This is a genomic window from Methanocorpusculum petauri, assembly GCF_026891975.1.
Classification (GTDB): Archaea; Halobacteriota; Methanomicrobia; order Methanomicrobiales; family Methanocorpusculaceae; genus Methanocorpusculum; species Methanocorpusculum petauri.
The window spans coordinates 20,004-44,526 of the sequence record NZ_JAPTGB010000014.1 but is presented as its reverse complement, the minus strand read 5'-3'; the positions used below and the strand labels follow the sequence as shown (position 1 = coordinate 44,526).

The 24,523-nt window shown below is 49.5% G+C and carries 25 protein-coding genes; 16 read left to right on the top strand and 9 right to left on the bottom strand.

Annotation, left to right across the window (positions count from 1 at the left end; translation table 11 throughout):
• The first annotated feature begins 93 nt into the window (after nt 1-93).
• The 3 genes from O0S10_RS07265 to O0S10_RS07255 all read left to right on the top strand — a co-directional run bounded on the left by O0S10_RS07265 (nt 94) and on the right by O0S10_RS07255 (nt 3,345).
• Nucleotides 94-765, top strand: a complete 672-nt coding sequence (locus O0S10_RS07265; protein ID WP_268925222.1) for an MTAP family purine nucleoside phosphorylase — start codon at nt 94-96, stop codon at nt 763-765.
• A complete protein-coding gene (locus O0S10_RS07260) occupies nt 762-2,060 on the top strand; it encodes an amidohydrolase (RefSeq protein ID WP_268925221.1) in 1,299 nt (432 codons plus the stop codon). Before O0S10_RS07265 ends, O0S10_RS07260 begins: the two co-directional genes overlap by 4 nt.
• Before the next feature lie 97 nt (nt 2,061-2,157).
• Entirely contained in the window at nt 2,158-3,345 is a 1,188-nt protein-coding gene (locus O0S10_RS07255) for a lysophospholipid acyltransferase family protein (RefSeq protein ID WP_268925220.1), read from the top strand.
• Nucleotides 3,346-3,389: 44 nt separating this feature from the next.
• Here the strand turns inward: O0S10_RS07255 and uvrA are convergent, their stop codons facing one another.
• Nucleotides 3,390-6,191, bottom strand: coding sequence for an excinuclease ABC subunit UvrA (gene uvrA / locus O0S10_RS07250; RefSeq protein ID WP_268925219.1), 2,802 nt, complete (start codon nt 6,189-6,191; stop codon nt 3,390-3,392).
• A 95-nt stretch (nt 6,192-6,286) separates the two neighbouring features.
• Between uvrA and O0S10_RS07245 the strand changes: the two genes are divergently transcribed.
• Together O0S10_RS07245 and O0S10_RS07240 are read left to right on the top strand one after the other, a co-directional pair.
• Nucleotides 6,287-6,478, top strand: coding sequence for a hypothetical protein (locus tag O0S10_RS07245; RefSeq protein ID WP_268925218.1), 192 nt, complete (start codon nt 6,287-6,289; stop codon nt 6,476-6,478).
• A 4-nt stretch (nt 6,479-6,482) separates the two neighbouring features.
• Nucleotides 6,483-7,391, top strand: a complete 909-nt coding sequence (locus O0S10_RS07240; RefSeq protein ID WP_268925217.1) for a TIGR00269 family protein — start codon at nt 6,483-6,485, stop codon at nt 7,389-7,391.
• On the opposite strand, the gene O0S10_RS07235 is transcribed toward O0S10_RS07240, so the two are convergent.
• The gene (locus tag O0S10_RS07235) at nt 7,388-7,855 is read right to left on the bottom strand and encodes a hypothetical protein (protein ID WP_268925216.1); all 468 of its coding nucleotides are present in this window, start codon (nt 7,853-7,855) and stop codon (nt 7,388-7,390) included. The two genes, O0S10_RS07240 and O0S10_RS07235, sit on opposite strands and share 4 nt — an antisense overlap.
• Nucleotides 7,856-8,244: 389 nt before the next feature.
• On the opposite strand from O0S10_RS07235, the gene O0S10_RS07230 reads away from it, so the two are divergent.
• The 5 genes from O0S10_RS07230 to O0S10_RS07210 all read left to right on the top strand — a co-directional run bounded on the left by O0S10_RS07230 (nt 8,245) and on the right by O0S10_RS07210 (nt 13,612).
• A complete protein-coding gene (locus O0S10_RS07230) occupies nt 8,245-9,750 on the top strand; it encodes a type I restriction-modification system subunit M (protein ID WP_268925215.1) in 1,506 nt (501 codons plus the stop codon).
• Nucleotides 9,751-10,911: a PDDEXK nuclease domain-containing protein gene (locus O0S10_RS07225; RefSeq protein ID WP_268925214.1), complete on the top strand. Its 1,161-nt coding sequence runs from the start codon at nt 9,751-9,753 to the stop codon at nt 10,909-10,911.
• 97 nt (nt 10,912-11,008) lie between these two features.
• Nucleotides 11,009-11,593 (top strand): hypothetical protein, encoded by a 585-nt coding sequence (locus O0S10_RS07220; protein ID WP_268925213.1) that lies wholly within the window; start codon nt 11,009-11,011, stop codon nt 11,591-11,593.
• On the top strand, nt 11,586-12,770 hold the full coding sequence (locus O0S10_RS07215; protein WP_268925212.1) for a restriction endonuclease subunit S: 1,185 nt from the start codon (nt 11,586-11,588) through the stop codon (nt 12,768-12,770). Before O0S10_RS07220 ends, O0S10_RS07215 begins: the two co-directional genes overlap by 8 nt.
• Nucleotides 12,767-13,612, top strand: coding sequence for a Swt1 family HEPN domain-containing protein (locus O0S10_RS07210; RefSeq protein WP_268925211.1), 846 nt, complete (start codon nt 12,767-12,769; stop codon nt 13,610-13,612). Before O0S10_RS07215 ends, O0S10_RS07210 begins: the two co-directional genes overlap by 4 nt.
• Before the next feature lie 238 nt (nt 13,613-13,850).
• Here O0S10_RS07210 and O0S10_RS07205 read toward each other — a convergent pair whose 3' ends face one another.
• Nucleotides 13,851-14,435, bottom strand: a complete 585-nt coding sequence (locus O0S10_RS07205) for a hypothetical protein (RefSeq protein ID WP_268925210.1) — start codon at nt 14,433-14,435, stop codon at nt 13,851-13,853.
• Nucleotides 14,432-15,709, bottom strand: a complete 1,278-nt coding sequence (locus O0S10_RS07200; RefSeq protein WP_268925209.1) for an AAA family ATPase — start codon at nt 15,707-15,709, stop codon at nt 14,432-14,434. Before O0S10_RS07200 ends, O0S10_RS07205 begins: the two co-directional genes overlap by 4 nt.
• 153 nt (nt 15,710-15,862) lie before the next feature.
• On the opposite strand from O0S10_RS07200, the gene O0S10_RS07195 reads away from it, so the two are divergent.
• From O0S10_RS07195 to O0S10_RS07175, 5 genes are all read left to right on the top strand, one after another.
• A complete protein-coding gene (locus O0S10_RS07195) occupies nt 15,863-16,195 on the top strand; it encodes a nucleotidyltransferase family protein (RefSeq protein ID WP_268925208.1) in 333 nt (110 codons plus the stop codon).
• An 84-nt stretch (nt 16,196-16,279) separates the two neighbouring features.
• Nucleotides 16,280-16,816: a DUF6978 family protein gene (locus tag O0S10_RS07190; RefSeq protein WP_268925207.1), complete on the top strand. Its 537-nt coding sequence runs from the start codon at nt 16,280-16,282 to the stop codon at nt 16,814-16,816.
• Nucleotides 16,801-17,568 carry a DUF1828 domain-containing protein gene (locus tag O0S10_RS07185; RefSeq protein ID WP_268925206.1) on the top strand — a complete coding sequence of 256 codons (768 nt, stop codon included), beginning with the start codon at nt 16,801-16,803 and terminating at the stop codon, nt 17,566-17,568. Before O0S10_RS07190 ends, O0S10_RS07185 begins: the two co-directional genes overlap by 16 nt.
• A gap of 28 nt (nt 17,569-17,596) precedes the next feature.
• Nucleotides 17,597-20,617: a type I restriction endonuclease subunit R gene (locus O0S10_RS07180; RefSeq protein WP_268925205.1), complete on the top strand. Its 3,021-nt coding sequence runs from the start codon at nt 17,597-17,599 to the stop codon at nt 20,615-20,617.
• Nucleotides 20,618-21,033: 416 nt separating this feature from the next.
• Nucleotides 21,034-21,261: a hypothetical protein gene (locus tag O0S10_RS07175; RefSeq protein WP_268925204.1), complete on the top strand. Its 228-nt coding sequence runs from the start codon at nt 21,034-21,036 to the stop codon at nt 21,259-21,261.
• A 38-nt stretch (nt 21,262-21,299) separates the two neighbouring features.
• Here O0S10_RS07175 and O0S10_RS07170 read toward each other — a convergent pair whose 3' ends face one another.
• The 5 genes from O0S10_RS07170 to O0S10_RS07150 all read right to left on the bottom strand — a co-directional run bounded on the left by O0S10_RS07170 (nt 21,300) and on the right by O0S10_RS07150 (nt 23,938).
• Nucleotides 21,300-21,827, bottom strand: a complete 528-nt coding sequence (locus O0S10_RS07170; protein WP_268925203.1) for a hypothetical protein — start codon at nt 21,825-21,827, stop codon at nt 21,300-21,302.
• A 123-nt stretch (nt 21,828-21,950) separates the two neighbouring features.
• Nucleotides 21,951-22,457 (bottom strand): hypothetical protein, encoded by a 507-nt coding sequence (locus O0S10_RS07165; RefSeq protein WP_268925202.1) that lies wholly within the window; start codon nt 22,455-22,457, stop codon nt 21,951-21,953.
• Between the two features lie 29 nt (nt 22,458-22,486).
• Complete coding sequence (locus tag O0S10_RS07160) at nt 22,487-22,783, bottom strand: hypothetical protein (RefSeq protein WP_268925201.1); 297 nt, start codon at nt 22,781-22,783, stop codon at nt 22,487-22,489.
• 163 nt (nt 22,784-22,946) lie between these two features.
• Complete coding sequence (locus O0S10_RS07155; protein ID WP_268925200.1) at nt 22,947-23,540, bottom strand: hypothetical protein; 594 nt, start codon at nt 23,538-23,540, stop codon at nt 22,947-22,949.
• 11 nt (nt 23,541-23,551) lie between these two features.
• Entirely contained in the window at nt 23,552-23,938 is a 387-nt protein-coding gene (locus O0S10_RS07150) for a hypothetical protein (RefSeq protein WP_268925199.1), read from the bottom strand.
• A 216-nt stretch (nt 23,939-24,154) separates the two neighbouring features.
• On the opposite strand from O0S10_RS07150, the gene pth2 reads away from it, so the two are divergent.
• Nucleotides 24,155-24,520 (top strand): peptidyl-tRNA hydrolase Pth2, encoded by a 366-nt coding sequence (gene pth2, locus O0S10_RS07145; protein WP_268925198.1) that lies wholly within the window; start codon nt 24,155-24,157, stop codon nt 24,518-24,520.
• The last annotated feature ends 3 nt before the right edge of the window (nt 24,521-24,523 follow it).

Below are 24,523 nucleotides of genomic sequence, written 5' to 3'. Positions count from 1 at the left end.
AAATTCGCACAGCACCAATAAATAGATATTGATTCAACCTTCACGGACAGACCCGCCTCTTTATATCCCCTCCCGAAAAACAGTACACCGGAAATGTTAGGAATAATCGGCGGAACCGCACTCCTCGCAGCAAAACTTCCGCCCCTCGAAAAGAAAACGGTAGCCACACCCTTCGGAAAAACCGACGTGTACACCGGGAAATTCATCTTCATCCCCCGCCACCAGAACAACACCCCGCCGCACAACGTCAACCACAAAGCGCACCTCGCCGCCTGTAAAATTCTCGGCGTTGACCGGCTCATCCTCATCGGCAGCACCGGCGGCATGAAAGAACCGTACCGGCCCGGAACAATCGTCATCCCGGACGACTACTCCTGCCCCTGGGACATCCCCACCCTGCATGACAACGACATCCGTCACGTCCCGCCGGCAGTGGATGCCCGTCTCCGGCAGACACTCCAGGAACTCGTCCCCGACGCCGTATCCGGAACCTACCTTCAGGCACACGGTCCCCGGTTTGAAACCCGTGCCGAGATCGCGTCCTTCGCAGAACACACCGACATCGTCGGCATGACCATTGCAAGCGAACTCACGCTTGCAAACGAACTCGGCATCCCTGTCGCCGCCCTCTGCACCGTAGACAACTACGCAAACGGCGTTGGCGGGGCCGACGCCCCTGACTACAACGAAATCATCGCCGTCGCCAAACAAAACGGCGACCGTATCAGCAGACTCGTAACAGAAATCGTGGAGAACCTCGCATGACAGAACCCGACATCTTTGGAAAAACCGTACCCATCCTCATCAGAAACGTAACCCTCAACAACAAACCCGCCGAAATTTACCTCGACGGCACCGGAAACATCAGCGCAGTTGCCGAAAAAATCACCGACCACGACGCAGAGTTCATCATCGACGGAAACGGCGCAACTGCTCTTCCCGGCATGGTCAACATGCACACCCACTCCCCCATGGGACTCCTCCGCGGTTACTCCGATGACATGCCGCTCTTTGAATGGCTCTCCACCAAAATCTGGCCGACCGAAGCCCACCTCACCGAAAACGACATCTACTGGGGTGCAAAACTCGCCTGCCTCGAAATGATCCGTACCGGCACCACCACCTTCAACGACATGTACTTCATGATGGACAACGTCGCCCGCGCCGTGGACGAGGCAGGCATTCGTGCCTGCCTCTCCTACTGCATGATCGACGGCGGTGACCACGCCAAATTCGAATCCGAATGTTCCGTCATGGAAAAAACCGTCGCCGCACTCAAAGCCCGGAATAATCCCCGCATCATGCCGGGCGTCTCCCCCCACGCCATCTACACCGTCTCCGAAGAAGGACTCCGCTGGTGTGCCGAGTTCTCCCGAACAGAAAACATTCCCCTGCATATTCACGTCGACGAAACCGACGAAAACCCGGACTGCATCAAAGCCCACGGCATGCGGGTCGTTCCCTGGCTGGATCACTGTGGCGTACTTTCCGAACGCTGCATTGCCGCCCACTGCTGCTGGCTCGATGCGGATGACATCGCTCTTTTCGCACAGCGAAACGTCACCGCAGTCCACAACCCCGTAAGCAACATGAAACTCACCGTCGGCCGGGCACTTCCCTACCCGGAGATGAAAGCCGCCGGCGTCAACGTTGCTCTCGGAACGGACGGTGCCTCCTCCAACAACGACCTCGACATGTTCGCCGAGATGAAAACCGCAGCAATCCTGCAAAAGTTCTTCTGGAACGACCCAACCGTCATGCCGGCAGACGAAGCCCTTGCTGTTGCCTCCCGGAACGGTGCCAAAGCCCTCGGTCTCAACGCCGGAATTATCGCACCCGGATACCTTGCCGACATCATCCTTGTCGGCAGAAACCCGGCAAACGTCCCGGCATTCAATACCACCTCCAACGCGGTTTATGCAACGAGCGGCCTTGCCGTTGACACCACCATCTGTAACGGCGCTGTCCTCATGCACGAAGGAATCATCCCGGGAGCAGAAGAAATTCTCAAAAAATCCGAAGAAGTTGCCTTCGACCTGGTCAGACGGGCAACCGCCTGACCTTTCTTTTTTCAAAAACGGTAATATAATTATCTATTACGGCAAATAAATGAGAAAATCCCTTTTCGGGGGGCAATAGGGGAGAGTATTCGCGTACATGAAACATCTGCTTTGGTATAGGACAGTCTATAAATTTGCAAGATTTTGTGTAACTCCCTTCGTCCGGTATGGTCTTTCGTACCGCTACGAGATATGCACCCCCAAAAGTCCGACCTATCTTATCTTCTGCAACCATACAACCCTCTGGGATCATCTGCTGATCGGTGTTCCCTGCCCGCGTCATATGTTCTTCGTCGCCGGAGAACATCTGTTCCGCAAACGCTGGCTGAGAATGATTGCAAACTTTTTCGTAAAACCCATCATCCGCCGGAAAGGTGTTCCGGCGATGGAAGTGGTCGGGGTCATCAAACAGATACTTGCCGAAGGCGCAAATGTCTGGATGTCTCCCGAAGGGGTACGATCCATCAACGGAGAGACCGCGTTCATCTCGCCTGCAACCGGTAAACTTGTGAAGGAAAGCGGGGCAGGTCTTGTCACCTACCGGATTCACGGCGGGTATCTCCGCAGTCCCCGCTGGGCGGTAGTGAAACGGAAAGGCCCCATGTACGGAGAGTTCGTCGCCGAGTACACCCGCGAGCAGCTGGCGGAGATGAGTGTTGATGAAGTCAACGAGGCAATACGCCGCGATCTTTATGTGAACGCGTTCAATGATCAGAAAGTCCGGCCCGCCAAGTATCCGGGAACCCGGCTTGCCGAGGATCTGGAGACGGTACTCTATGTCTGCCCGCATTGTCGCGGGATCGCAAAACTGCACAGCAAAGACGACCGTTTCTTCTGCGACTGCGGGTTTTCCGTCCGGTACAATGCGTACGGCCTCTTTGAAGGCGTCGGTGATCACCATGCCCCGTTCGACAACATTGCCGACTGGGATAAATGGCAGCGGGGATATCTCGCAGAACAGATTCCGAACCTTTTGCAAACTCCGGCGAATACCCCGATCGTCGCAGACGACGCTCAGCGGCTGTACCGGATCAAAGACGGGGCGGCGGAACATCTGGCAACCGGACGGTTTGCAATCTTCACCGACCGGTTTGAGTTCGGCGAAGGAGAAGAATCCCGGGTGTTCCCCTTCGCGGACATGGCGGGATTTGCCTTTTCCTTACAGATGAAGATTCTCTTCTCCTGCAAAAACGGAACGTACTATGAAGTCCAGTCCGATTACCCGCGTTCCGCAATAAAGTACATGGTGCTCTACCGGTATCTGACCGGAAAACCGTATTACTAAAAAAGAAGGAGACCGGATTCAGGGTCTGGTGCCATTGATTTTTTTCATTTCAGCATCTTTTTCAGGAACTGTCCTGTGTAACTTTTCTTCACCTTCGCCACCTCTTCCGGCGTTCCTTCCGCGATGATCTTTCCGCCCGCCTTGCCGCCTTCCGGTCCCAGATCAACGAGATAATCCGCACACTTGATCACATCCAGATTGTGCTCGATCACCACAACCGTGTTGCCCTTCGCAACAAGATTGTCCAGAACGCCTATCAGCTTCTTCACATCATGGAAGTGCAGACCGGTTGTCGGCTCATCCAGAAGATATACCGTCTTTCCCGTTGCCCGTTTCGCAAGTTCGCGGGTCAGTTTAATCCGCTGTGCTTCGCCTCCGGAAAGCGTCGTCGAACTCTGGCCGAGCTTGATGTAGCCGAGACCCACATCCGCCAGCGTCTGGAGTTTTGCACGGATGTTCGGTACATGTTCAAACAACTCAAGTGCCTCGTCCACACTCATGTTCAGTACATCTGCGATCGACTTGCCCTTGTACTTCACCTCCAGCGTCTCCGCGTTATACCGCGTTCCCTTACACTCCTCGCACTCAATGTACACGTCCGGCAGGAAGTTCATCTCAATCTTGATCACCCCGTCGCCCGAGCATGCTTCGCAGCGGCCGCCCTTCAGATTGAATGAGAACCGTCCCGGATCATAGCCGCGAAGTTTCGCCTCCTTTGTCTCGGCGAACAGTCTGCGGATGTCGTCGAAGACTTTTGTGTACGTGGCCGGGTTCGACCGCGGTGTTCTGCCGATCGGTGACTGATCGATCACGATCACTTTGTCGATCTCCGACTCAAAGATCAGTTCCTTGTATGCCCCCGGCGTTACGCGGGAGTTGTTGATCTCTTTCATCAGCGCCTGATAGAGCGTGTCGTAGATCAGCGTGGACTTGCCCGAACCGGAGACGCCGGTCACGACGGTCAAGGTCTGCATCGGAATTTTTGCGTTGATGTTCTTCAGATTGTTTTCACGGCATCCGTTGATTCTGATGAACTTATTCGCAGGCCGCCGTTCTGCCGGAACAGGGATCGTCTGAACTCCCGAGAGATACTGTCCTGTAATCGACTCAGGCGTTGCCGCGACTTCGTCAGGCGTTCCTTCGGCAACCACATGACCGCCGTGCACTCCTGCTCCGGGACCGATATCGACGACGTAATCGGCAGCACGGATTGTGTCCTCGTCATGCTCCACCACAATCAGCGTGTTGCCGATATCACGGAGATGCTTGAGCGTTGCGATCAGTTTCTGGTTGTCACGCTGATGCAGCCCGATTGACGGTTCATCGAGAATGTACAACACGCCCATCAGATTCGATCCGATCTGTGTTGCAAGCCGGATACGCTGCGCCTCGCCGCCGGAGAGACTGCCGGCGTTTCGGGAGAGCGTGAGGTAGCCGAGACCCACCTGCTGCAGGAAGGCAAGCCGTGAGTGAATTTCGCGGAGGATGAGTTTTGCAATCTCGGTTTCCTTTTCTGAGAGCGGCAGGGTGTTGAAGAACTCAATGAGGTCGTCGATGGAGAGATCCGCGACGTCTGCGATGGACTTCTCGTTGATCTTCACGGCGAGCACGTGATCCTTGAGCCGTTTCCCGTGGCATTCGGGACAGGGAAGTACCCGCATGAACTTTTCGAGTTCCTCTTTGCGGTACTCGGATTTGGTTTCACGGTAGAGCCGTTCGGTCTGCGGCAGCAGACCTTCCCACTGGCCGTGGTGTGACCATTCGGCATTCTTTGAGGCCATGGTGAACTTGAGTGTGTCGTCCGTTCCGTACATGAGGCCGTTGTACTGCTCTTCGGTGAGTTCCTCAATCGGCGTCATCATGGTAAAGCCGAGATGTTTGGCGACGGCGTCGAGATACTGGACGCGGTAGCCGTCGAGGAAGTTCCGGTAGATGGCAACCGCCCCGTCCGCGATGGACTTGGTTTTGTCGGGGATGATTAAGTCCGGGTCGAACTTCATCTGAATGCCAAGGCCGTTACAGGTCGGGCACGCACCGAACGGGCTGTTGAAGGAGAACATTCTCGGCTGAAGTTCTTCAAACGAGAGGCCGCAGACCGGACATGCCATCCGTGCGGAGTACACGGTGTCCGGACCTGCGGCTGCGGCATAGACGAGGCCGTCTTCAGCACGTTTGAGTGCTGCTTCGATTGCTTCGACGAGACGGGTGCGGTCGGCAGGGTCGAGACGGTCAATGACAATGTCGATGTTGTGCATGACGTAGCGGGCGAGTTTGATCTCGTCGTCGGTTCGGTGAATCTCGCCGTCCACCCGTACCCGGGTGAAACCGTCAGCGTTGAGGTCGCGGAACAGCTGTTCGTAGGTTCCCTTTTTCTTGCGGATGACGGGAGCGAAGATGGTAATCATCTCACCTGCGGGAAATTCCGTCTGGATTGCATCAGCTATCTGTTCCGGCGTCCGGGATTCGATTCTGACATGGTGTTTGGGGCAGTAGGGGACCCCGATACGGGCGTAGAGGAGACGCAGGTAGTCGTAGATCTCGGTGACGGTTCCGACCGTGGACCGGGGATTTTTGGAGGTGGTTTTCTGTTCAATGGATATTGCGGGGGAGAGTCCTTCGATGCTGTCAACATCCGGTTTGTTCATGATGCCAAGGAACTGGCGGGCGTATGAGGAGAGGGATTCCACATACCGCCGCTGGCCTTCGGCGTAGATGGTATCGAAGGCAAGGGTGGATTTGCCGGATCCGGAGACGCCGGTGACGACGATTAATTTGTCACGCGGGAGTTCCAGAGTGATATTTTGCAGGTTGTGCTGGCGGGCACCCTTAATGACCAGGTTTTTCATTGCGGGTACTTCTTTTACGGCTGGTGATAAAGAGTTGCGGGATACTGCAGCGTAGGGGTGATCTGTTTTATTTTCAAAGCACCAATAAGTGAGTGATGGTTCTTGTGCATCTTCCGGACGGGACAACGGCGTCGGCTCCTGCCGGGACGGTTGAGGAGATTCTGGCGGGTCTTTCGCTGAATCCGTATGAGATTCTGGTGACCTGCGGGGGTGAGCTGTTGCTTGCGGATGATGTTGTCACCGATGAGCAGGTTCTTGTGACAACATCTATTGTCCACGGCGGGTAAGCGGATGGCGGTTTGTGATCGGTGCGGGAAGCGTGCGGTCTGGCGTGATACAGAAAGCGGTGAGGCTCTGTGCGGTGAGCATTTTTCGGCGTGGTATGAGCATCTCGTCGCAGAAACGGTTTGCCGTTACGGGATGATCCCCGCAGGTTCGCGGGTTGCGGTCGGGCTTTCGGGCGGGAAGGATAGTACGGTTCTTCTGTCGGTTCTGGTGAAGTTGTATCCGGATACGGAGTTTGTGGCAGTTACGGTAGATGAGGGCATTGCCGATTATCGGGACGAGACGATTCGTGCGGCAGAGACGCTGGTGAAACGTCTTGGGGTGGAGCACCGTATTCTTTCGTTTGCGGATGTGTGCGGGAAGACGCTGGATGAGCTGCTTGCGGCTGCTCCGGAGCGGGCGTGTTCGGTGTGCGGGACGCTGCGGAGACGTGCGCTGAATCTGGCGGCACGGGAGGCGGAGGCAGATCGGATTGCGACCGGGCATTGTATGGATGATGAGGCGCAGTCTGTTCTGATGAATTATCTTCGGGGGGATATTACCCGGGTTGCAGAGAACTACAAAACAAATGCGGGCGATCTGTTCATTCCCCGGATTAAGCCGCTCTGCCGGTGTACGGAGCGGGCGACGGTTGCATACGGGATGGTGAATCATCTGCTGACGAGTCTGCCGGAGTGTCCGTATACGCGGTATGCGCTGCGGGCGGGCGTGCGGAGCGAGCTGGGGCTGCTGGAGTATACGTATCCGGGTACGATGCTCGCGATTGTGGAGGGGCAGGAGGAACTGCTGGCTAAACTTGGCCCCGCGGTCGGGGAGGTACGGAGGATGGGCGTGTGCGAGCGATGCGGCGAGCCGACAGAGAACCGGTTGTGTGCGGCGTGTACGCTTTTGGCAAAGCTGGAGGAGAGAGGTTAGTCAATCCATGCCATCATGCGGGTGATGTTTTCTGCGTGCATGTCAAAGGTGGTGTTGCAGTTTTTGCAGTGAAGGAGGGCTGGTTTTTTGCTGCGTTTTGGGTAGGGACGAAGCGGTGCGTTACAGGTTTCACAGCGATATTCCGGGATGAATAGTGTTCCGTCGGGGAGTTGCAGAGTTATGGTGAAGCGGCTTTGGAGTATGTGACAGTCCGGGCAGATGTAGCAGTTACGCCCATACCGGTTTTGCTGGGGGAGTCCATCGATATCGAACGGGGCTGCTCCTGCGTTGAGGAGATCCCGTGTCTGCTGATAGGCGGGGGGTTCCATGCGTTCTCTGAGATGCGGATATTCCCCGGTCCGGCAGGTGAACACGATTTCGGGACAGTCCGCGAAACCAAGTCCTTCAGAAATCCAGATTTCCCTGCCGCAGTGAGGACAGACGAATATTTCAGCTTTTCCCATGCAGGTTCCCTCTTTTGTGATAGGGTAGGTTGATTGTATTGATAAAATGTATGATGTACGCTTTTGGGCGGGCGAGGTGTTTCCGGGATGCTGGTATTTTTGCGGTATCAAGGCGGCAGATGCTCCGGCAGCTGTTTTTTTCTTTTGGTTCGAAGTCATGATTCTGATCGTGCTATCCCTGTGATGACGTTTGTATTATCCGGGATTGTTTTTGGCAGTCTATATCGGATATTTTTGTTTTCTATAAACAGATTGCCGCTATTCTTTGTGATGTTTTTTTTTCTTCTCTGTAACGATGGCACTGCAAGGAGAGAGAAACGATGATTTTATGTGGAGGAGTAGTCTATAATTGATTTATTGTTCGCAGAATTTGCGACGGAGTGAAAGGAATGGCCGAAAAAAATACTGCGGATATTGGTTTTGAGCAGAAGATATGGAATGCGGCGTGTATTCTTCGCGGGAATATGGATGCTGCGGAGTATAAGCATGTTATCCTGGGTTTGATTTTTCTGAAGTATATTTCTGATACGTTTTCGGTAAAGTATCAGGAGCTGGTTGCGGAGGGTGACGGGTTTGAAGAGGATCATGATGAGTATCTGTCCGAGGGAATTTTTTATGTTCCTGCGGAGGCACGATGGGAGGTGATTGCGGCAGCTGCGCATACTGAGGAGATTGGTGTGGTGATTGATGCGGCGATGCGGGCAATTGAGCGGGAAAACAAGCGGCTGAAGGATGTGCTGCCGAAAAATTTTGCGAGACCGGAGCTGGATAAGCGGCGGCTTGGCGAGGTGGTGGATCTGTTTACGAATATTTCGATGGCTGAGCACGGGGCAAGTAAGGATATTCTGGGGCGGACGTATGAGTACTGCCTGAAGAATTTCGCGGAGCAGGAGGGGAAGCTTGCCGGGGAGTTTTATACGCCTGCGTCGGTGGTGCGGACGCTTGTGGCAGTTCTCGAGCCGTTCAGGGGACGGGTATATGATCCCTGCTGCGGGAGCGGAGGAATGTTTGTGCAGTCAGCGAGGTTTGTGGAGGAGCATCAGGGACGGATTAATGATATTTCGGTGTACGGGCAGGATGCGAATCCGACGACGTGGAAGATGGCGCAGATGAATCTGGCTATCCGGGGGATTGAGGCGGATCTCGGAGGGTTTGCGGCGGATACGTTTTTCAATGATCTGCATCCGTCACTCCGGGCGGATTTTATTCTGGCGAATCCGCCGTTTAATCTGTCGAACTGGGGTGCGGATAAGCTGAAGGATGATGTGCGGTGGAAGTTTGGTCTGCCTCCGGCGGGGAATGCGAACTTTGCGTGGATGCAGCATATGATTCATCATCTTGCGCCGAAGGGAAGGATGGGGCTGGTTCTTGCGAACGGGTCGCTTTCTTCGCAGTCGGGAGGGGAAGGTGAGATCCGGAGAAGGATTGTTGAGGCGGATCTGGTGGCGGCGGTTGTTGCGATGCCGCCGCAGTTGTTTTATACGACACCGATTCAGGTTTCTCTGTGGTTTATTGAGCGGGACAAGCGGCAGAAGGGGAAGACGCTGTTTGTGGATGCCCGGGGTCTTGGGACGATGGTGTCCCGGAAGCTCCGCGAGCTGACGGATGAGGATGTCAGGAGAATTGCGGGTGCGTTTTCGGCGTTCGAGGACGGGACGCTTGCGGATGAGAAGGGGTTCTGTGCGGTGGTATCCACTGAGGATATTGCGAAGCAGGATTTTGTTCTGACGCCCGGGAGGTATGTGGGGGTTGCGGATGCAGAGGAGGATGGGGAGCCGTTTGAGGAGAAGATGGCACGGCTGACGGGGGAGTTGTCAGAGTTGTTTGCGGAGAGCCGGAAAGCTGAGGAGGAGATTAAGAAACAGCTGGCGAGTATCGGGTTTGAGGTGCGGTGAATGGAGGAGTTTTCGTTTGATTCGCTGATTGGATCTATTCGGGATGTTGATTCGCAGTTTGTGTCGTCTGCGGCAAAGGCGGTGAACGTGAGTCTGACGATGCGGAACTGGTGTGTTGGTGCGTATATTGCGGAGTTTGAGCTGTGTGGTGCGGATCGTGCGGTGTATGGGGAGAGATTGTTTGAGCGGATTGCGGCGGCACTCCGGGAGGCGGGGCTGCGGCGGTGTGATGTCCGGGAGTTGAAGCGGTATGTGTTGTTCTATAAAGTGTATCCCCAGATTGGTGATCTTCTTTCCGGCAGTGTTCGCGAACAGTATCTTCTGATCTGCCCCGAAGGAGAAAAACAGCGACATGCTTTAATAGAAGGAATTTGGGAGACACCGTCTCCCAAATTCAAAACACCTGCTGAAAAACTTGTTTCATCATTGTCATACTCACATATTTGTGAAATTATGCAGTTAGAACCTCCGGTAAAACGATTATTCTATGAAACAGAATGTATCAGAGGATGCTGGTCGGTCCGGGAGCTGAAACGGCAGATCGATTCGATGTATTTTGAGCGGTCGGGGGTGTCAAAGGATAAGGCGGCTCTGTCGGTGCTGGCAAATTCCGGTGCGGAGATGGTGCGTCCTTCTCTTGCGATCCGGGATCCGTATGTGTTTGAGTTTCTGGGGCTCAAGCCGTGTGAGGTTATGGAGGAGTCGGCGTTTGAGTCAGCGCTTCTGGATAAGCTGGAGGCGTTTTTGCTGGAGCTGGGACACGGGTTTTGTTTTGAGGCACGGCAGAAGCGGATCCTGATCGGGGATGAGTATTTCTTTGTGGATCTGGTGTTTTATCACCGCGTGCTGAAGTGTCATGTGCTGGTGGATCTGAAGCGGGAGCGGCTGAGTTATGCCCATGCTGGGCAGATGAATATGTATCTGAACTGGTTTGCGGCGAATGTGAAGACGGAGGGAGATAATCCTCCGGTTGGGCTGGTGTTGTGTCCGGGAAAGGACGACGGTATCGCGGAGTATGCGACGGCAGGGCTTTCTCATGAGGTGTTTGTGTCGAAGTACGAGGTGGTGCTGCCGAAGGTGGAGGATGTGGAGGAGTTTCTTGCGGGAGAGATGCAGGTGCTACGGGAGATGGAGCCGGAGTACTGGAGGGGGAGAAGATGAGGTTGATGCGTGAGCTTTCGGATGTGTTTGCGGAAAGCCGGAAGGCTGAGGAAGAGATCAAGAGGCAACTGGGGAGTATCGGGTTTGAGGTGCGGTAATGGAGGGTTTATTTCAATCAGATGTCATGTCTTGGGCTGCTATCGGAATATCAATTATATTACCAAGTTTAATTGGGATTTATGTACACCATTCAAACTCCAAATTTCAACATAGTTTGGATGCGAGATTAGAAACGTACAAAAGTAGTCTCGAAAGAACAAACTATATTACTAAAACTGAGTTCAATTACGAATTTGGACTATATGTAGAACTTCAATCCACACTCGTTGATTGTTTTTCTGCAATTGAGTGGTTATTTCCGGATGGTCTTATTTACACTCAGCCCGAACCCCAGATTCTTCTAAAAGATGCAGAGGATAATCTCAAAAAACTCACTGAGTTAATCCACAAATCTCGGCCATTCCTAAATGAGAATGTTGTGAATTCATATTTTGAATATCTTGCGATGTGCAAAAAACAACTCAGCTCATACAGGCATATTTACATCATGAAAATGGATCTTCCGGTTAAAGAAATGGAGTGCTATAATACTACCAGTACAATTCGATCAAAATACAACTCACTTTCAGAGGAGCTGGGAATATACCTCAGTGAATTAAAGAGGAGGGAAATCATTGAGTAATAATTATCCATTAAAGCGCCTTTGTGATGTTGGTGTTTCTCTCTTAGATTGCGAACATAAAACCCCTAAACCTAATGTATCTGGTTACCCCTATATTGCAATACCAGATATTCAGAACGGTAGATTAGATCTGACGAATGTGCGACGAATTTCAAAAGAAGATTATCTAAAATGGACTAAAAAAATAAAACCTCAAGCAGGTGATATCATATTAACTCGTCGTGCTAGAGTTGGTGATACTGCTGTTGTCCCAGAAGGACTTGAATGCGCGATTGGCCAGAACTTAGTTCTTCTGCGTTCAGATGGAAAACAATTGTCACAAAAATATCTTCGATGGGTACTTCGCAGTCCGCAGTATTGGGTTCAGGTTGAAAAATATCTGAATAGAGGTGCAGTATTTGATAGTTTAAACTGTCGTGAAATTCCTCTATTTGAGATTCCGATTCCTCCAATGAAAATTCAACAGAAGATCGCCGCCATTCTTTCCTCGCTTGATGACAAGATCGAGATCAACACCCGCATGAACAAGGTGCTGGAGGAGATCGCCCGGGCGTTGTTCCATCGGTGGTTCGTGGAGTTCGAGTTCCCGAATGACGAAGGAAAGCCCTACAAAAGCTCCGGGGGGCGGATGATCGCAAGCGAGATGGGGGAGATACCGGAGGGGTGGAGAGTTGGGAATCTACGTGACCTTGTCACCTTCTCTTATGGAAAACCATTGAAAGAGAACGATCGACTTGGTGGTCCCTATCCTGTCTTTGGTTCTAATGGGATTGTTGGATGGCATAACGAATGGCTCGTGGAAGGACCGGGGATAATCGTAGGTAGAAAAGGAAATCCTGGCATCATTACATGGTCTCCATATAATTTCTATCCAATTGACACAACGTTCTATGTCGTTCCTCTTAGCAAAGATTATGGATTACATTATCTTTATTCTATGCTGGAAAAACTTCAGCTGTCGCATTTAAGTGCAGACTCTGCGGTTCCGGGGTTAAATCGTGAGGCGGCTATGAGTGAACAGATTATCATTCCGCAAAAAAATGTGGTGAAGATATTCGAGATGATAGCAGATATTCTTTATTCGCTGGTAAAAACACAAGACGAGGAAAAGAGAGATTTAAGAACGATCAGAGATAGATTATTGCAAGAACTGCTTGATGGAGAGATAATAGCATGAGTGAGTTTACCTATGCGTTACCAAACGAAGTAGACTTTTTAAATATGATAATTCGTTGCCTTCAACTTGAAAGGGAGCCATTGGACGCCAACATCGCCAAAGTATTGAGAGGTTCAAAGTGTAGTTTTCATTCAGATGGATATTATAATCGAAGGGTCTGGAATCAGATAGATTGTATACTAAGGATCTCAGTTCCTTTTGACGGTTATGTTTATTTTACAGACGATAAGACATATTCGGATCGGATCGAAAAAATTGCAAATAAACTATTGCCCTACGAGACTGGGTATTTCCTAGTTGTCGAGATAGCACCCTCAATGGACAGAGTGTCACTTTCAGATGAAGTTTCAGAGATCATTACTGCCTTCCCTTTCCTAAATGAAATACATGCAGATCTCAAAATAATGGGGGCAGATATGGCAGAGATATACTTGGCAATATACTATATTGAGAACACATTTCGCCATTTTATTAACCAAATATTTCTCAAAAATTATGGTGACGGATATCATCTATCAGATTATGTGTCATCACAAATCATGAATGAAATTACAAAAAGAAAAGCGAAGGATGAACAGAATAGATGGCTAAATTCACGTGGAGATTCGGAAATTTATTATCTTGATTTTAAGGACATATCCACGGTAATTACATTAAATTGGAATATTTTTAGTAGTTACTTCCCGGATCAAAATTGGATTAAAGTAAAAATTGAGGAAATAGCTCTCGTTAGGAATCTTATGGCCCATAATAGTCATGTTAGCCAATCTGGAAAGAGAGTTGTATTAACTAACTGTGAAAATATTATGAATCAAATCTCAGGAGTAATAAACAATAAGTAACTAACTCCAGTAAATTATTTTAAGGAGGAGTTATTCATCCCCTGATTTTGTTTTACGCCATTCTCAAGTGCCTCGTTCATTTTTGTTTGAAATACAGGGTTTTCAATAGCTTTATCCGTTAATTGCAGGAATAAATTTTGAACAGCCATCCCTTGCATTTCCTTTTCTTTTCGTTCAAATGTCTTCTATCTCTATGGATTATCTGGAAAAATAACAGAGGAAGATAGTCTAATATTTTTCAAGTAGATGTCTGAGACTGCAATAAAAACCTCTCTAACTCTCCCACCCACTTAACCTCTTCCTCCAAAAACTCCTCAAGCACTTTCCTTTGCGAATCACCATCATGAAAATTATTCAGATTTTTCCCGGTTACCGCAAGAACAGATTCTGTAAGTGTCGTTGGATACAAAAAAAATCCCGACTTCTCCTCTGTCTTCAGAGAAAAACTGCAATCCGAACACTGATTCAGCAAATCTTTCTGAGTCGCACGCAACATCTCAGCTTTCAACCCTCGCAGCGTAAGCCCATTATCTGAATCCAGAACCATCTTTAACGAATACTTTTCATCCGCATACCCATAAATTATCCAGAAATGAGTAATGCAGGTATTCCGGTTATTGTCCTGCTTAATCAAAAAAGAACTCCGTTCCTGATGCCGCAGAAAATCCTGAATCACTCGTCGCTCTCCGGACACCTCCGACTGCCTGCAGATATTATCCCAATCCATTGGCAGAAACTTCCGTCTCGCACGTTTCAGAAGAAGAGATAAAAAGATCAGATCATGCCTTCCCTCACAAAGAACAACCGTCTTCCCTGCCATCATGTCCCCCGAAGATCCATCTTCAACTCCACCATTTCCTCAAAGGCTCGCTGAGGAGAATAGTTATACAGCTCATGCGTCCCTTTCCGGTTCACGATCCTTGATATCTGAATCATCTCCTGATCCTCCTCACTCTCAGGATACCCTGCCAGTTCCTCAATCAGATCATAACTGTGGGTTGTCATAAATACTTGCACATTCAGTTTCTTTGCAAGCACCATCATCTGCTCAACAAACACACTCAGATATCCAGGATGCAGATTATTTTCCGGCTCCTCAATCAGAAGGACACCACCAGCTGCGTCTTTCATGTTATCGATCAATTTTAATAATGAAAAAAATCCTGCACCATGCATCATGTATGGAAGACTGGTTAACTCTCCATTTCCAGATTTATAAACAACTCCTTTTCCAGTTAAGCGTTCTAAGTTTGGAATTATATTATAATCTTTTATTATAGTTTCCAGTTCTAAGATTCTAACATCATTCTCGAAATATTTGCGGCTTGCCACCCTACTAAGATCATCTACACGAACAACTATTTCATGACCAGTATCATAATTCTGATTAATTATATCTGCAAGAAAGAATGGAAGTTCATATGTTGTTCTTCTATATCTATAGTGGGATTCATCAAATAGTATTGTTTGTTTAGTCGGATTTTGCCGATTATCTGATTTTTCCACATCCATCCCTTGGTGAAAATCATCACTAGAGAGGGTTATTTGTGCAGTTTTTCTTTTATTTACGGATGAATCAGCTGAGTCAAATATGTTTTGGAGGAGATCAGTGTATGTCGCGTTATCCACTTTACTATATCTTAGTTCTCGTGGATCAAAAAAAATATACATTTCACCATCGTGAAGTGATACTGAGATATTGAGTTTGTCCAATAGGAAGGAATATACCTCTTCAAATGTGTTATTTGGGAGTTTCATCTGCATATATAATACTTGAAGTGCAGAATATAATCTCGAATCTACTTCTTTCTGGATCTCATATGGGAGTGTTTTATCCATTTTATAGAGTATGTCTTCATGGATATCAGATGATATTTTGGCAAAATCAGCTCCTATTTTTATATCATATGCTCGATAAGATTTTTCGTGTTCTTTCCTAGGATCATACTTACCAGTAAGATTTGTGTAAATTGCATCAAGAACACTTGTTTTTCCAGAATTATTCCTTCCAATTAAAAGATTGATCTGCTTCGGTCCATATTTCAGATGAGAGATCCCCCGAAAATTTTCAATCTCGATCCATTCTAATTTGGTCATATTGTAATGATATAATCTTTACCCGTTCATCATAAATAACTCTACCCTTACGGACAAGAGAGATCCAGAGAAGAAGCTTCCTTCACCACAGGAGAAACTCTAATACCATCCCAGCACAAATACCTCACATATATACTATTCAGAGGAATCCCCATGCCCGAACCCTACGCCACCATCCGATCCGCAGTCCTCGCCACGCTGGAGCAGGAACTCCTCTGCCTCCGCGAAGCCTACGGCATCGCCGAGATTGGCATCTTCGGATCCGTCAGCCGGGGTGAAGACACACCTGAATCGGACATCGACATCCTCTACACCTTTCAGCCCGGAAAAGCAACCCTTGCCAACCTTACCGGCCTGCATGATCACCTCGAACAGATATTCGGCAGAAAAATTGATCTCGTCAGCAGAAAATGGATCAGTCCTATTCTCCGCCCCATCATCGAACAGGACGCCATCATATGTGAAAATCCAGCACTCGGCACATAAAATCGAATCACACAACCAAAGAAACACTTATTATCACTCAGAACATAATTAAACAGACTTGGGTTCCGGAGGAAAATAGGTACAATGCAGCATGAGGATACTCTCTATCAGATTGACTCCGGGCAGACACTCTGTGTAAGTGAACCTGAACCACCATATGAACAGCTGGTATCACAAAGCAACGCAGACACCCTCCTTTACCTGCCCAAACAACGTGTTAATGATCACCTCCACACATACCCGGATGCCGGATGTCGTCTCGAAGTCCCCATAATCGCCATTGACAGATCAGAACTGTTTTATCTCACTGTCACCCCCGGTAAATACGACTTCTACAAAGTATCCGATCAACTGCGGGTCAAAAGTACCAACATCCTCCTTGCACGTATTGATATAGGGTCCAGCCTTGTCCACATAAATCCGGATGGAGAACGCATCGTTGGACCGCATCTTCATACCTATCGCGAAGGATACAGTCTAAGGTTTGCACAAACTCTCGAAAACACCCCATTCACTTCTCCTGAAGACCCCTGGAAAACGCTGGACGAATTCATGAACTTCTGTACGATCATGAAAAAACCGGAAATCCAACGCGGAGCAGACCAATGGCAGCAGACATAGATACATTGTTGCAATCCTACACCACTTGGTTTGGTGAGCAGATTACAATCAGGGATGTCGGAGACTATCAGGAAATTACTACACCTTTCCTTGACCGGAACAACGACTGCATCCAGATTTATCTCAAAAAACTCAGTGAACAGGGATACATTCTCAGTGATGGGGGATATACCATCAACGACCTTGAATCATGTGGATGCAGACTGGACACAGACAAACGTCAGGAACTCCTTGAAGAAATACTCTCAGGACTTGGTGTCGACCTCAGTGAAGAAAATGAACTACAGGTAATCACCTCCAAACAAACATTTCCCCAGAAAAAACACAACCTCATACAGGCAATCCTTGCCGTAAACGATCTTTCCTATACCTCCAAACAAAATGTCGGGCAGATGTTCACCGAGGATGTCAAGCTCTGGCTCACCAGACACAAAATCAGATTCAACACAAAAGTCTCCCTCACAGGTAAATCAGGGATGACACACTCCTTTGAAATGGTGATCCCACCTTCACCTGATGAAACAACCCCAGAAAGACTCATACAGACATACAACAACCTCACGTTGCAACAGATAGAAGCACTGGCATTCAGATGGAATGACATCCGGGAGGTAAGAAACTCCAGACTCTATGTAATCATCAGCTCAAGCAAACCACTCAGCAGAAGCGTCGAGGATGTATGTAACACCTGTGATATCCTGCCCATATCATATGAGAACCTCGAAACAATCGTACCGCAACTTGCCGCATAAAATCTGGAACAAAAAATAAAAGCAATCCATGTCCTTCACCGAAGCAAACTTCGAAAACGCCGTCCTCGAACTCATCCAGAGCCTCGGCTACACCCGCCGCTACGGCCCGGACATCCCCCGCGACTATCACAACCCTCTCTACGAAGACGACCTCCTCCCCGCCCTCCAGAAAATCAACCCCCACAAACCCGCCGCCGCAATCACCGAAGCCATCAGCAAACTCAAAACCATCGACGCCCCAACCCTCACCCGCAAAAACATCATCGCAACCGACTACCTCCAGAACGGCATCCCTGTAAAATACTTCGACGGTCGAGAAGAGCGAGCCGACCTCATCCGGCTCATCGACTACCACAACCCGGAAAACAACACCTTCACCGTCATAAACCAGTGGACAGTCATCGACAACGCAGAAAAACGCCCTGACATCGTCATCTTCGTAAACGGCATCCCCGTAATCGTCATCGAACTCAAATCCCCGTCCCGCGAAAACACCGACGTCTCCGAAGCCTACCGCCAGCTCCGCAACTACCTCCATGACATCCCCTCCCTCTTCATCTACAACGCTTTCTGCATCATGAGCGATCAGGCAACCTCCAAAGCCGGAACCATCACCGCCAAAGAAGACCGGTACATGGAATGGAAAACCACCGACGGCAACTACGAAAACACCTCATTCGCCGCATTCGACATACTCTTCGAAGGAATCCTGGAAAAAACCCGGCTCATCGACATCCTCAAAAACTTCATCTGCTACTCCCGGACCGAAGACAGCGACACCAAAATACTCGCAGCCTACCACCAGTACTTCGCCGTCAGAAAAGCCGTTGAATCCACCAAAACCGCCACAGAAACCGACGGAAAAGGCGGCGTCTTCTGGCACACACAGGGCAGCGGCAAATCCCTCTCCATGGTCTTCTACGCAAAACTTCTCCAGATCGCCCTCGAAAATCCCACCATCGTTGTCATCACCGACCGAAACGACCTCGACAACCAACTCTTCGGCCAGTTCGCCAACTGCAAAGACTTCCTCTGGCAGACTCCCGTCCAGGCCGAAAGCCGCACCGACCTCAGACAACTCCTTGCCGGAAGATGCGCAAACGGCATCATCTTCACCACCATGCAGAAGTTTGAGGAGTCTGACGACCCGCTCTCCCTGCGGCGGAACATCATCGTCATCGCCGACGAAGCCCACCGCAGCCAGTACGGACTCGAAGAAAAAATCAACGCAACAACCGGAAAAATCTCAGTCGGTACCGCACGAAAGATCCGCGACAGCCTCCCCAATGCAACCTATATCGGCTTTACCGGAACCCCCATCTCCTCCAAAGACAAAGATACCCGGGAAATCTTCGGTGACTACATCGACATCTACGACATGACCCAGTCAGTCGAAGACGGCGCAACCCGCCCCGTCTACTACGAAAGCCGTGTCATCAACCTCCATCTCAACGAAAGTATCCTTCATCAGATTGATCAGGAGTATGATATCGTCGCAGAAGAAGCCCCCGAATACGTCATTGAGAAAAGCAAACGCGAACTCAGCAGACTTGAAAGCATCCTCGCCGCCCCCCAGACCATCGAAGCCCTCTGTTTGGACATTGTATCCCACTACGAAACAAACCGGCAGTACGAACTCACCGGCAAAGCAATGATCGTCGCCTACTCCCGCGACATCGCCATGAAAATCTACCGCAAGATCCTTGACCTCCGTCCCGCCTGGCAGGAAAAGATCGGCGTTGTCATGACCTCCGCAAACAACGACCCCGAAGAGTGGCGGCAGATTATCGGCACCAAAGCCCATCGTGACGAGATGGCAAAAAAGTTCAAGGACGACACCGACCCCCTGAAGATCGCAATCGTTGTCGACATGTGGCTCACCGGCTTTGACGTCCCTTCACTTGCCACCATGTACGTCTACAAACCCATGAGCGGCCACAACCTCATGCAGGCAATCGCCCGGGTAAACCGCGTCTTCGGCGACAAAGAAGGAGGACTCGTAGTCGACTATGTAGGAATCGCACGCGACCTCCGTCAGGCGATGCACGACTACACCCGCCGCGACCGGCACAACTACGGCGACACCGACATCAGTAAAGTCGCCAAACCCAGGTTCGATGAAAAACTCGAAGTTTGCCGTGACCTCCTGCATGGATACGACTACTCCTGTTTTTCTGAAGGAACCGATCTCGATCGGGCACGGGCTATCAGCGGAGGTGTGGACTTTCTCTCCGCACCGAACCGGGAGGAAACAAAAAAGATCTTCATCAAAGAATCCCTCGCTCTCCGTCAGGCGCTTTCACTCTGCCGGAGCCTGCTGAATCAGGATGAACGGCTCCTTGCCGCCTACTTCGAAGCAGTCAGAACACTGCTAACCCGCGTTGAAAGCAAAGGACAGCTTTCACTTCGGGAACTCAATGACCGTATCAATGAACTTCTGAAGCAGAGCATCCAGAGCGAAGGAGTCATCAACCTCTTCTCGGATATCAAGCAGGAGTTCTCCCTCTTCGATCCAAAATTTCTCGCAGACATTGCGAAGATGAAGGAGAAGAACCTCGCGGTAGAACTGCTGAAGAGACTGCTGGCGGATCAGATCTCCGTATATCAGCGGACAAATCTTGTGCAGTCAGAACGATTCTCCGACCTTCTCTCCCGTTCGATGAGTTCGTATCTGAAAGGAATGCTTACCAACGAACAGGTCATCGAAGAACTTCTCGGCATGGCAAAGGATATGGCCTCAGCCCATGCCGCAGGAGAAAAACTCGGCCTGACGGTTGAGGAGACCGCGTTTTATGATGCCCTGACAAAACCTGCGGCAGTCAAAGACTTTTACGAAAATGAGGAACTGATTGCAATTACCCGTGAACTAACCGATCTCCTGAGGAAAAACAAAACCATTGACTGGCAGAAAAAGGAAACGGCACGGGCAGGCATGCGGCGGTTGGTAAAACGTCTGCTCAAAGAACATCGTTACCCGCCGGAAGGAATGGAGGATGCAGTAAATACGGTTATCCGGCAGTGTGAACTCTGGACGGACGCAGCTCTCTGACCTCCCCTTCCCGGCGTTGCACCTAAATTCGTTGATTGCCTATACAGGATCGTCATCGATCGAATTCCAGCCCACGATTCGCACGGCAGAGCCGTGCTCGCCGCTCCGCGGAAAGACACGACGTACACGGAAGAAAAAAACATCACGAAGCAGTTGGTGGACATCATGGAATCCTAAATTAATCTGTTTCCATGGTTTTCTTGTTTATTCCGTGATGTTGTGAGCCACGAAGTGGCGAACGAAGCAGGACGCGAAGCGGCATGCGGGTGAACATTTCTGTGTACTCTGTGTTTTCCATAGGATGTTCAGGAATAAAGGTGCAACTCCGTACGGGGGAGATTGCTTTATTCCAAAAACGCCAATACATCTATAATGGTTCTGGTGCATCTTCCTGACGGGACGCAGATCACTGTTCCTTGCGGTATGCGCTGCGGGCGGGCGTGCGGAGCGAGCTGGGGCTGCTGGAGTATACGTATCCGGGTACGATGCTCGCGATTGTGGAGGGGCAGGAGGAACTGCTGGCTAAACTTGGCCCCGCGGTCGGGGAGGTACGGAGGATGGGCGTGTGCGAGCGATGCGGTGAGCCGACAGAGAACCGGTTGTGTGCGGCGTGTACGCTTTTGGCAAAGCTGGAACGATTATGAGAAAAAAGGGGTATTACCAAAAATGATGATAAAGTCGTTTAGGTGATGAAGCCGGATGGATGTCCTGTAACCGCTTTGTGTTCCGGTTCAAGGACGCTGTCGTAATAGTTCTCCGGAATTGGCTGATGATGATGTCCGTAGATTCTGCTCGTGAACGTGAGGGGGACATACCGCAGAATTTCCTCATCCGTCAGATTGTATGCCCGCCCTATGGAGATGTGGAATTCCCCCCAGTTGAGGGCATAATAGCCGGGCGGTATCGACCGCTCAGACGGATTAGGAGCATCAGCGTACTTTGCCGCAACTTTCACGGCACGGACCGTCATCTCCTCTTCCGTGAGGTTGACACCAAGTCTTTTTCCCTGAATAACAACGTAGTCCATGACGGTTGTTATGTTATTGATATAAATCAAATCGTCACTCGAAAAATTTGCAAGCAGTGGATCAACCGGTTCGGATTCGTTTTCTATCAGATCAGTTGACGGCTGGATACAGCCTGCGGTGAGTATTGATGAGGTCAAAAGGATGGAAAGGACGAACAAACAGAAGAAATAGTTTTTTGCCATAATTATCACCTGAAGCGAACGGGAATTTCTGATGATCTTGCTGTATCGCAATGAAAGTATAAAGAGAGAGTGGCCGAAGTTTCGTTTTGAAAAAAGTGGGGATGTTCCGGCAGTATGCCGCTCTCAAGGTTTCTTTTCAATTGGGTTCAGCCCAGCGAGCTTCAGCAGTTCGTTTGCCTGTTCGCGAGGCATCTGAAGAGTCACCATACCGAGTCGTTTTTCAGGTTTATCCACGATGATGTAGTAGGACATTTTCCTGCCGGAGTCAGGTTGATCCGGGATGGTTACGGTAATTCGTTCTGCGAATATCTGAATTTTTGATCCATCCTGTTCGGTCCAGTTCAACAGGTGCGGTGTGGTGTACCGCATGGTGATAACGACTCCTTCGCGTTTGCAGTCTGCCACGTTGGCTCCGTCACTTCCGACAAAATTCCGAAAGCCATCCTCTTCGGCGTACTGTTCCATCTTTTCAATGAGTGCGGTTTCGTTGGGCGGAATGACATGGATGCCGTGGGAGATGATGGAAAGGCCGTCCACCTCGGTGAACACGCAGGCATAACTGAGGCCAAATATTGCGACAGCGAAGCAGAACGTGGTAACAACGATTGCGGTAAGGGTACTGCGGGACATGGTAGTTACTAACTTAGAGCCTCATTATATTATAGTTGCCACCCGGTATATCCATAGAGCAGAATGTATGTACCACTACCAGGATAGTTTTCAGCATCAGTATCTCCAGGATCGAACTTTGCTTGCGAAATTGCAGTTTGTATGTTATAACCATTAACAAGAAGATCTGCGATCTTTTTTATCATGGCATGATCATACCAGCTATTTACCTCTCCGTTATAGCCAGTTACTGTGCTTGCCCCTCTCTGATTGAACGCATAGGCAAATGCATAATCATCATTTCCATTCTCACCGAAGCCCTTGCAAATACCCAGCTGAAATAGCATCAGACGGCAGGTTTTTTGGTAGATAATCCCTATCGAACAGTGTCGACAGTTCACTTATCTGTTCACTGCCACAGTTTTAGGGAGAAAATATGCACATTGGCTATATCTGGTAATGCGTAAAAAGCGGGAACGAGCTTTGTTTCGGTGGAAAGGTTAAAGAAAATCATTTCAGGAAAATAGGGATAAAGGATAAACAATTCGGACTATTACTATTTCTACATCCGAACCGCTCTTCCCATTCATCGATGAGCACTGCATCAGGGAACTCCACAATCTCTGTTTCCGATTGCCCAAGTAATCTGGCAACTTCCGCACAGAATCTTGGCATATGATCGATCACGTACTCATATTCATCCCACTCTGGTTTTCCTAACCGGATAAAAGGTATAGTTTCACTGGAGACATTTGCCTTAATAGCTGCACCTTTCAGAGTCTGGACAGCAGAGAGAATTTCTGCATCAGATGCACCCCAATTTCGTAATTCATTCCATTTTACAATGAAAGCGATCATGTCCTGTTCAGTCACAGTTCTTATACCTACTTTCTCCATAGTGAGATCCTGCCAATGACAGAATAGGGAACTGGAGTTATTTCCGGAAGATGAAACATTCACTGGAACTACAGATGATACATTTTGACCATATGGAAATGTTACCCCAAATATAAAAAAGACGCATACCCCAATCATAATGGCAGCAATAAGGATAATCACTAAAAATGAGTGTGTTTTTCCACAACCAATACATTTTTTTAGCATATTGCATCACCTCAATTATTTTGATCAAAAGGATCAAACAGATCGATTGCACCGTTTCCATCGTGATCTCCCCAACCAATAAATTTTCTTGTTGAGTTGCTGATAGCACCGGAGTGTCTGTGATTACACATTACACTGTTGTGATCATGCTGTTCATTGATCGTATGAAAATTCGTGTTTTTATACCATCGATTCATTGGACTCACAGCACGATAGCTGTAATCAAGGTATGCAGAATTGGATCCCTGATATTCATCAAGAGCCCCGAATAAATGGAGTACTTCATGTTGATACGTAGTATCCTTAGCCTGGATACTACCACCAGAAGATGGTGCTTCTTCCCAATAAGCGACGACTGCTGTCTTGCCAATACGCCAGATTTTTCGCGTTTTTTTCATAGTTAATCTCCTCATGCCGGACAGATCTATGGAGTAAATACTCTCTCAACCTGACCGGCATGAGCATTTTTGATACAGTATCTGAGTAAACCTCGGTTGAAAGATACTATGTTCCTCGTACATGATAAAGAAATTGACCAAAGTGTAATAGGCTGCGTGTACCTCCATCCCTCCCGTGCTCTTTATCCTCCCTCCCGCCCAATACATTCCCCACACATGACCGGCGGCGAAGACGTCTTCAAATACAAACAATGCCTCATCCTGCGAACCGACCTCAAACTCAGCTGCGGCAAAATGTGCGCCCAGGCAGCCCATGCCTCTATTGGCGCCTTTGAAAAAGCCTCACTCCTCGACAAAAAAGCCTGGATGCGGGAAGGCCAGAAAAAGGTTGCCCTCAAAGCCCAGGGCGAACGTGCACTCTACGAACTCAAAGCGACCGCAGAAATCCAGGGACTCCCCGTCTCCTTAATCATCGACGCCGGCTACACCGAAATCCCGCCCGGAACCGTCACCGCCCTTGGTATCGGTCCTGCCAAAGCCGAACTCATCGACAAAGTCACCGGAAACCTCCCGCTCCTCTGAACC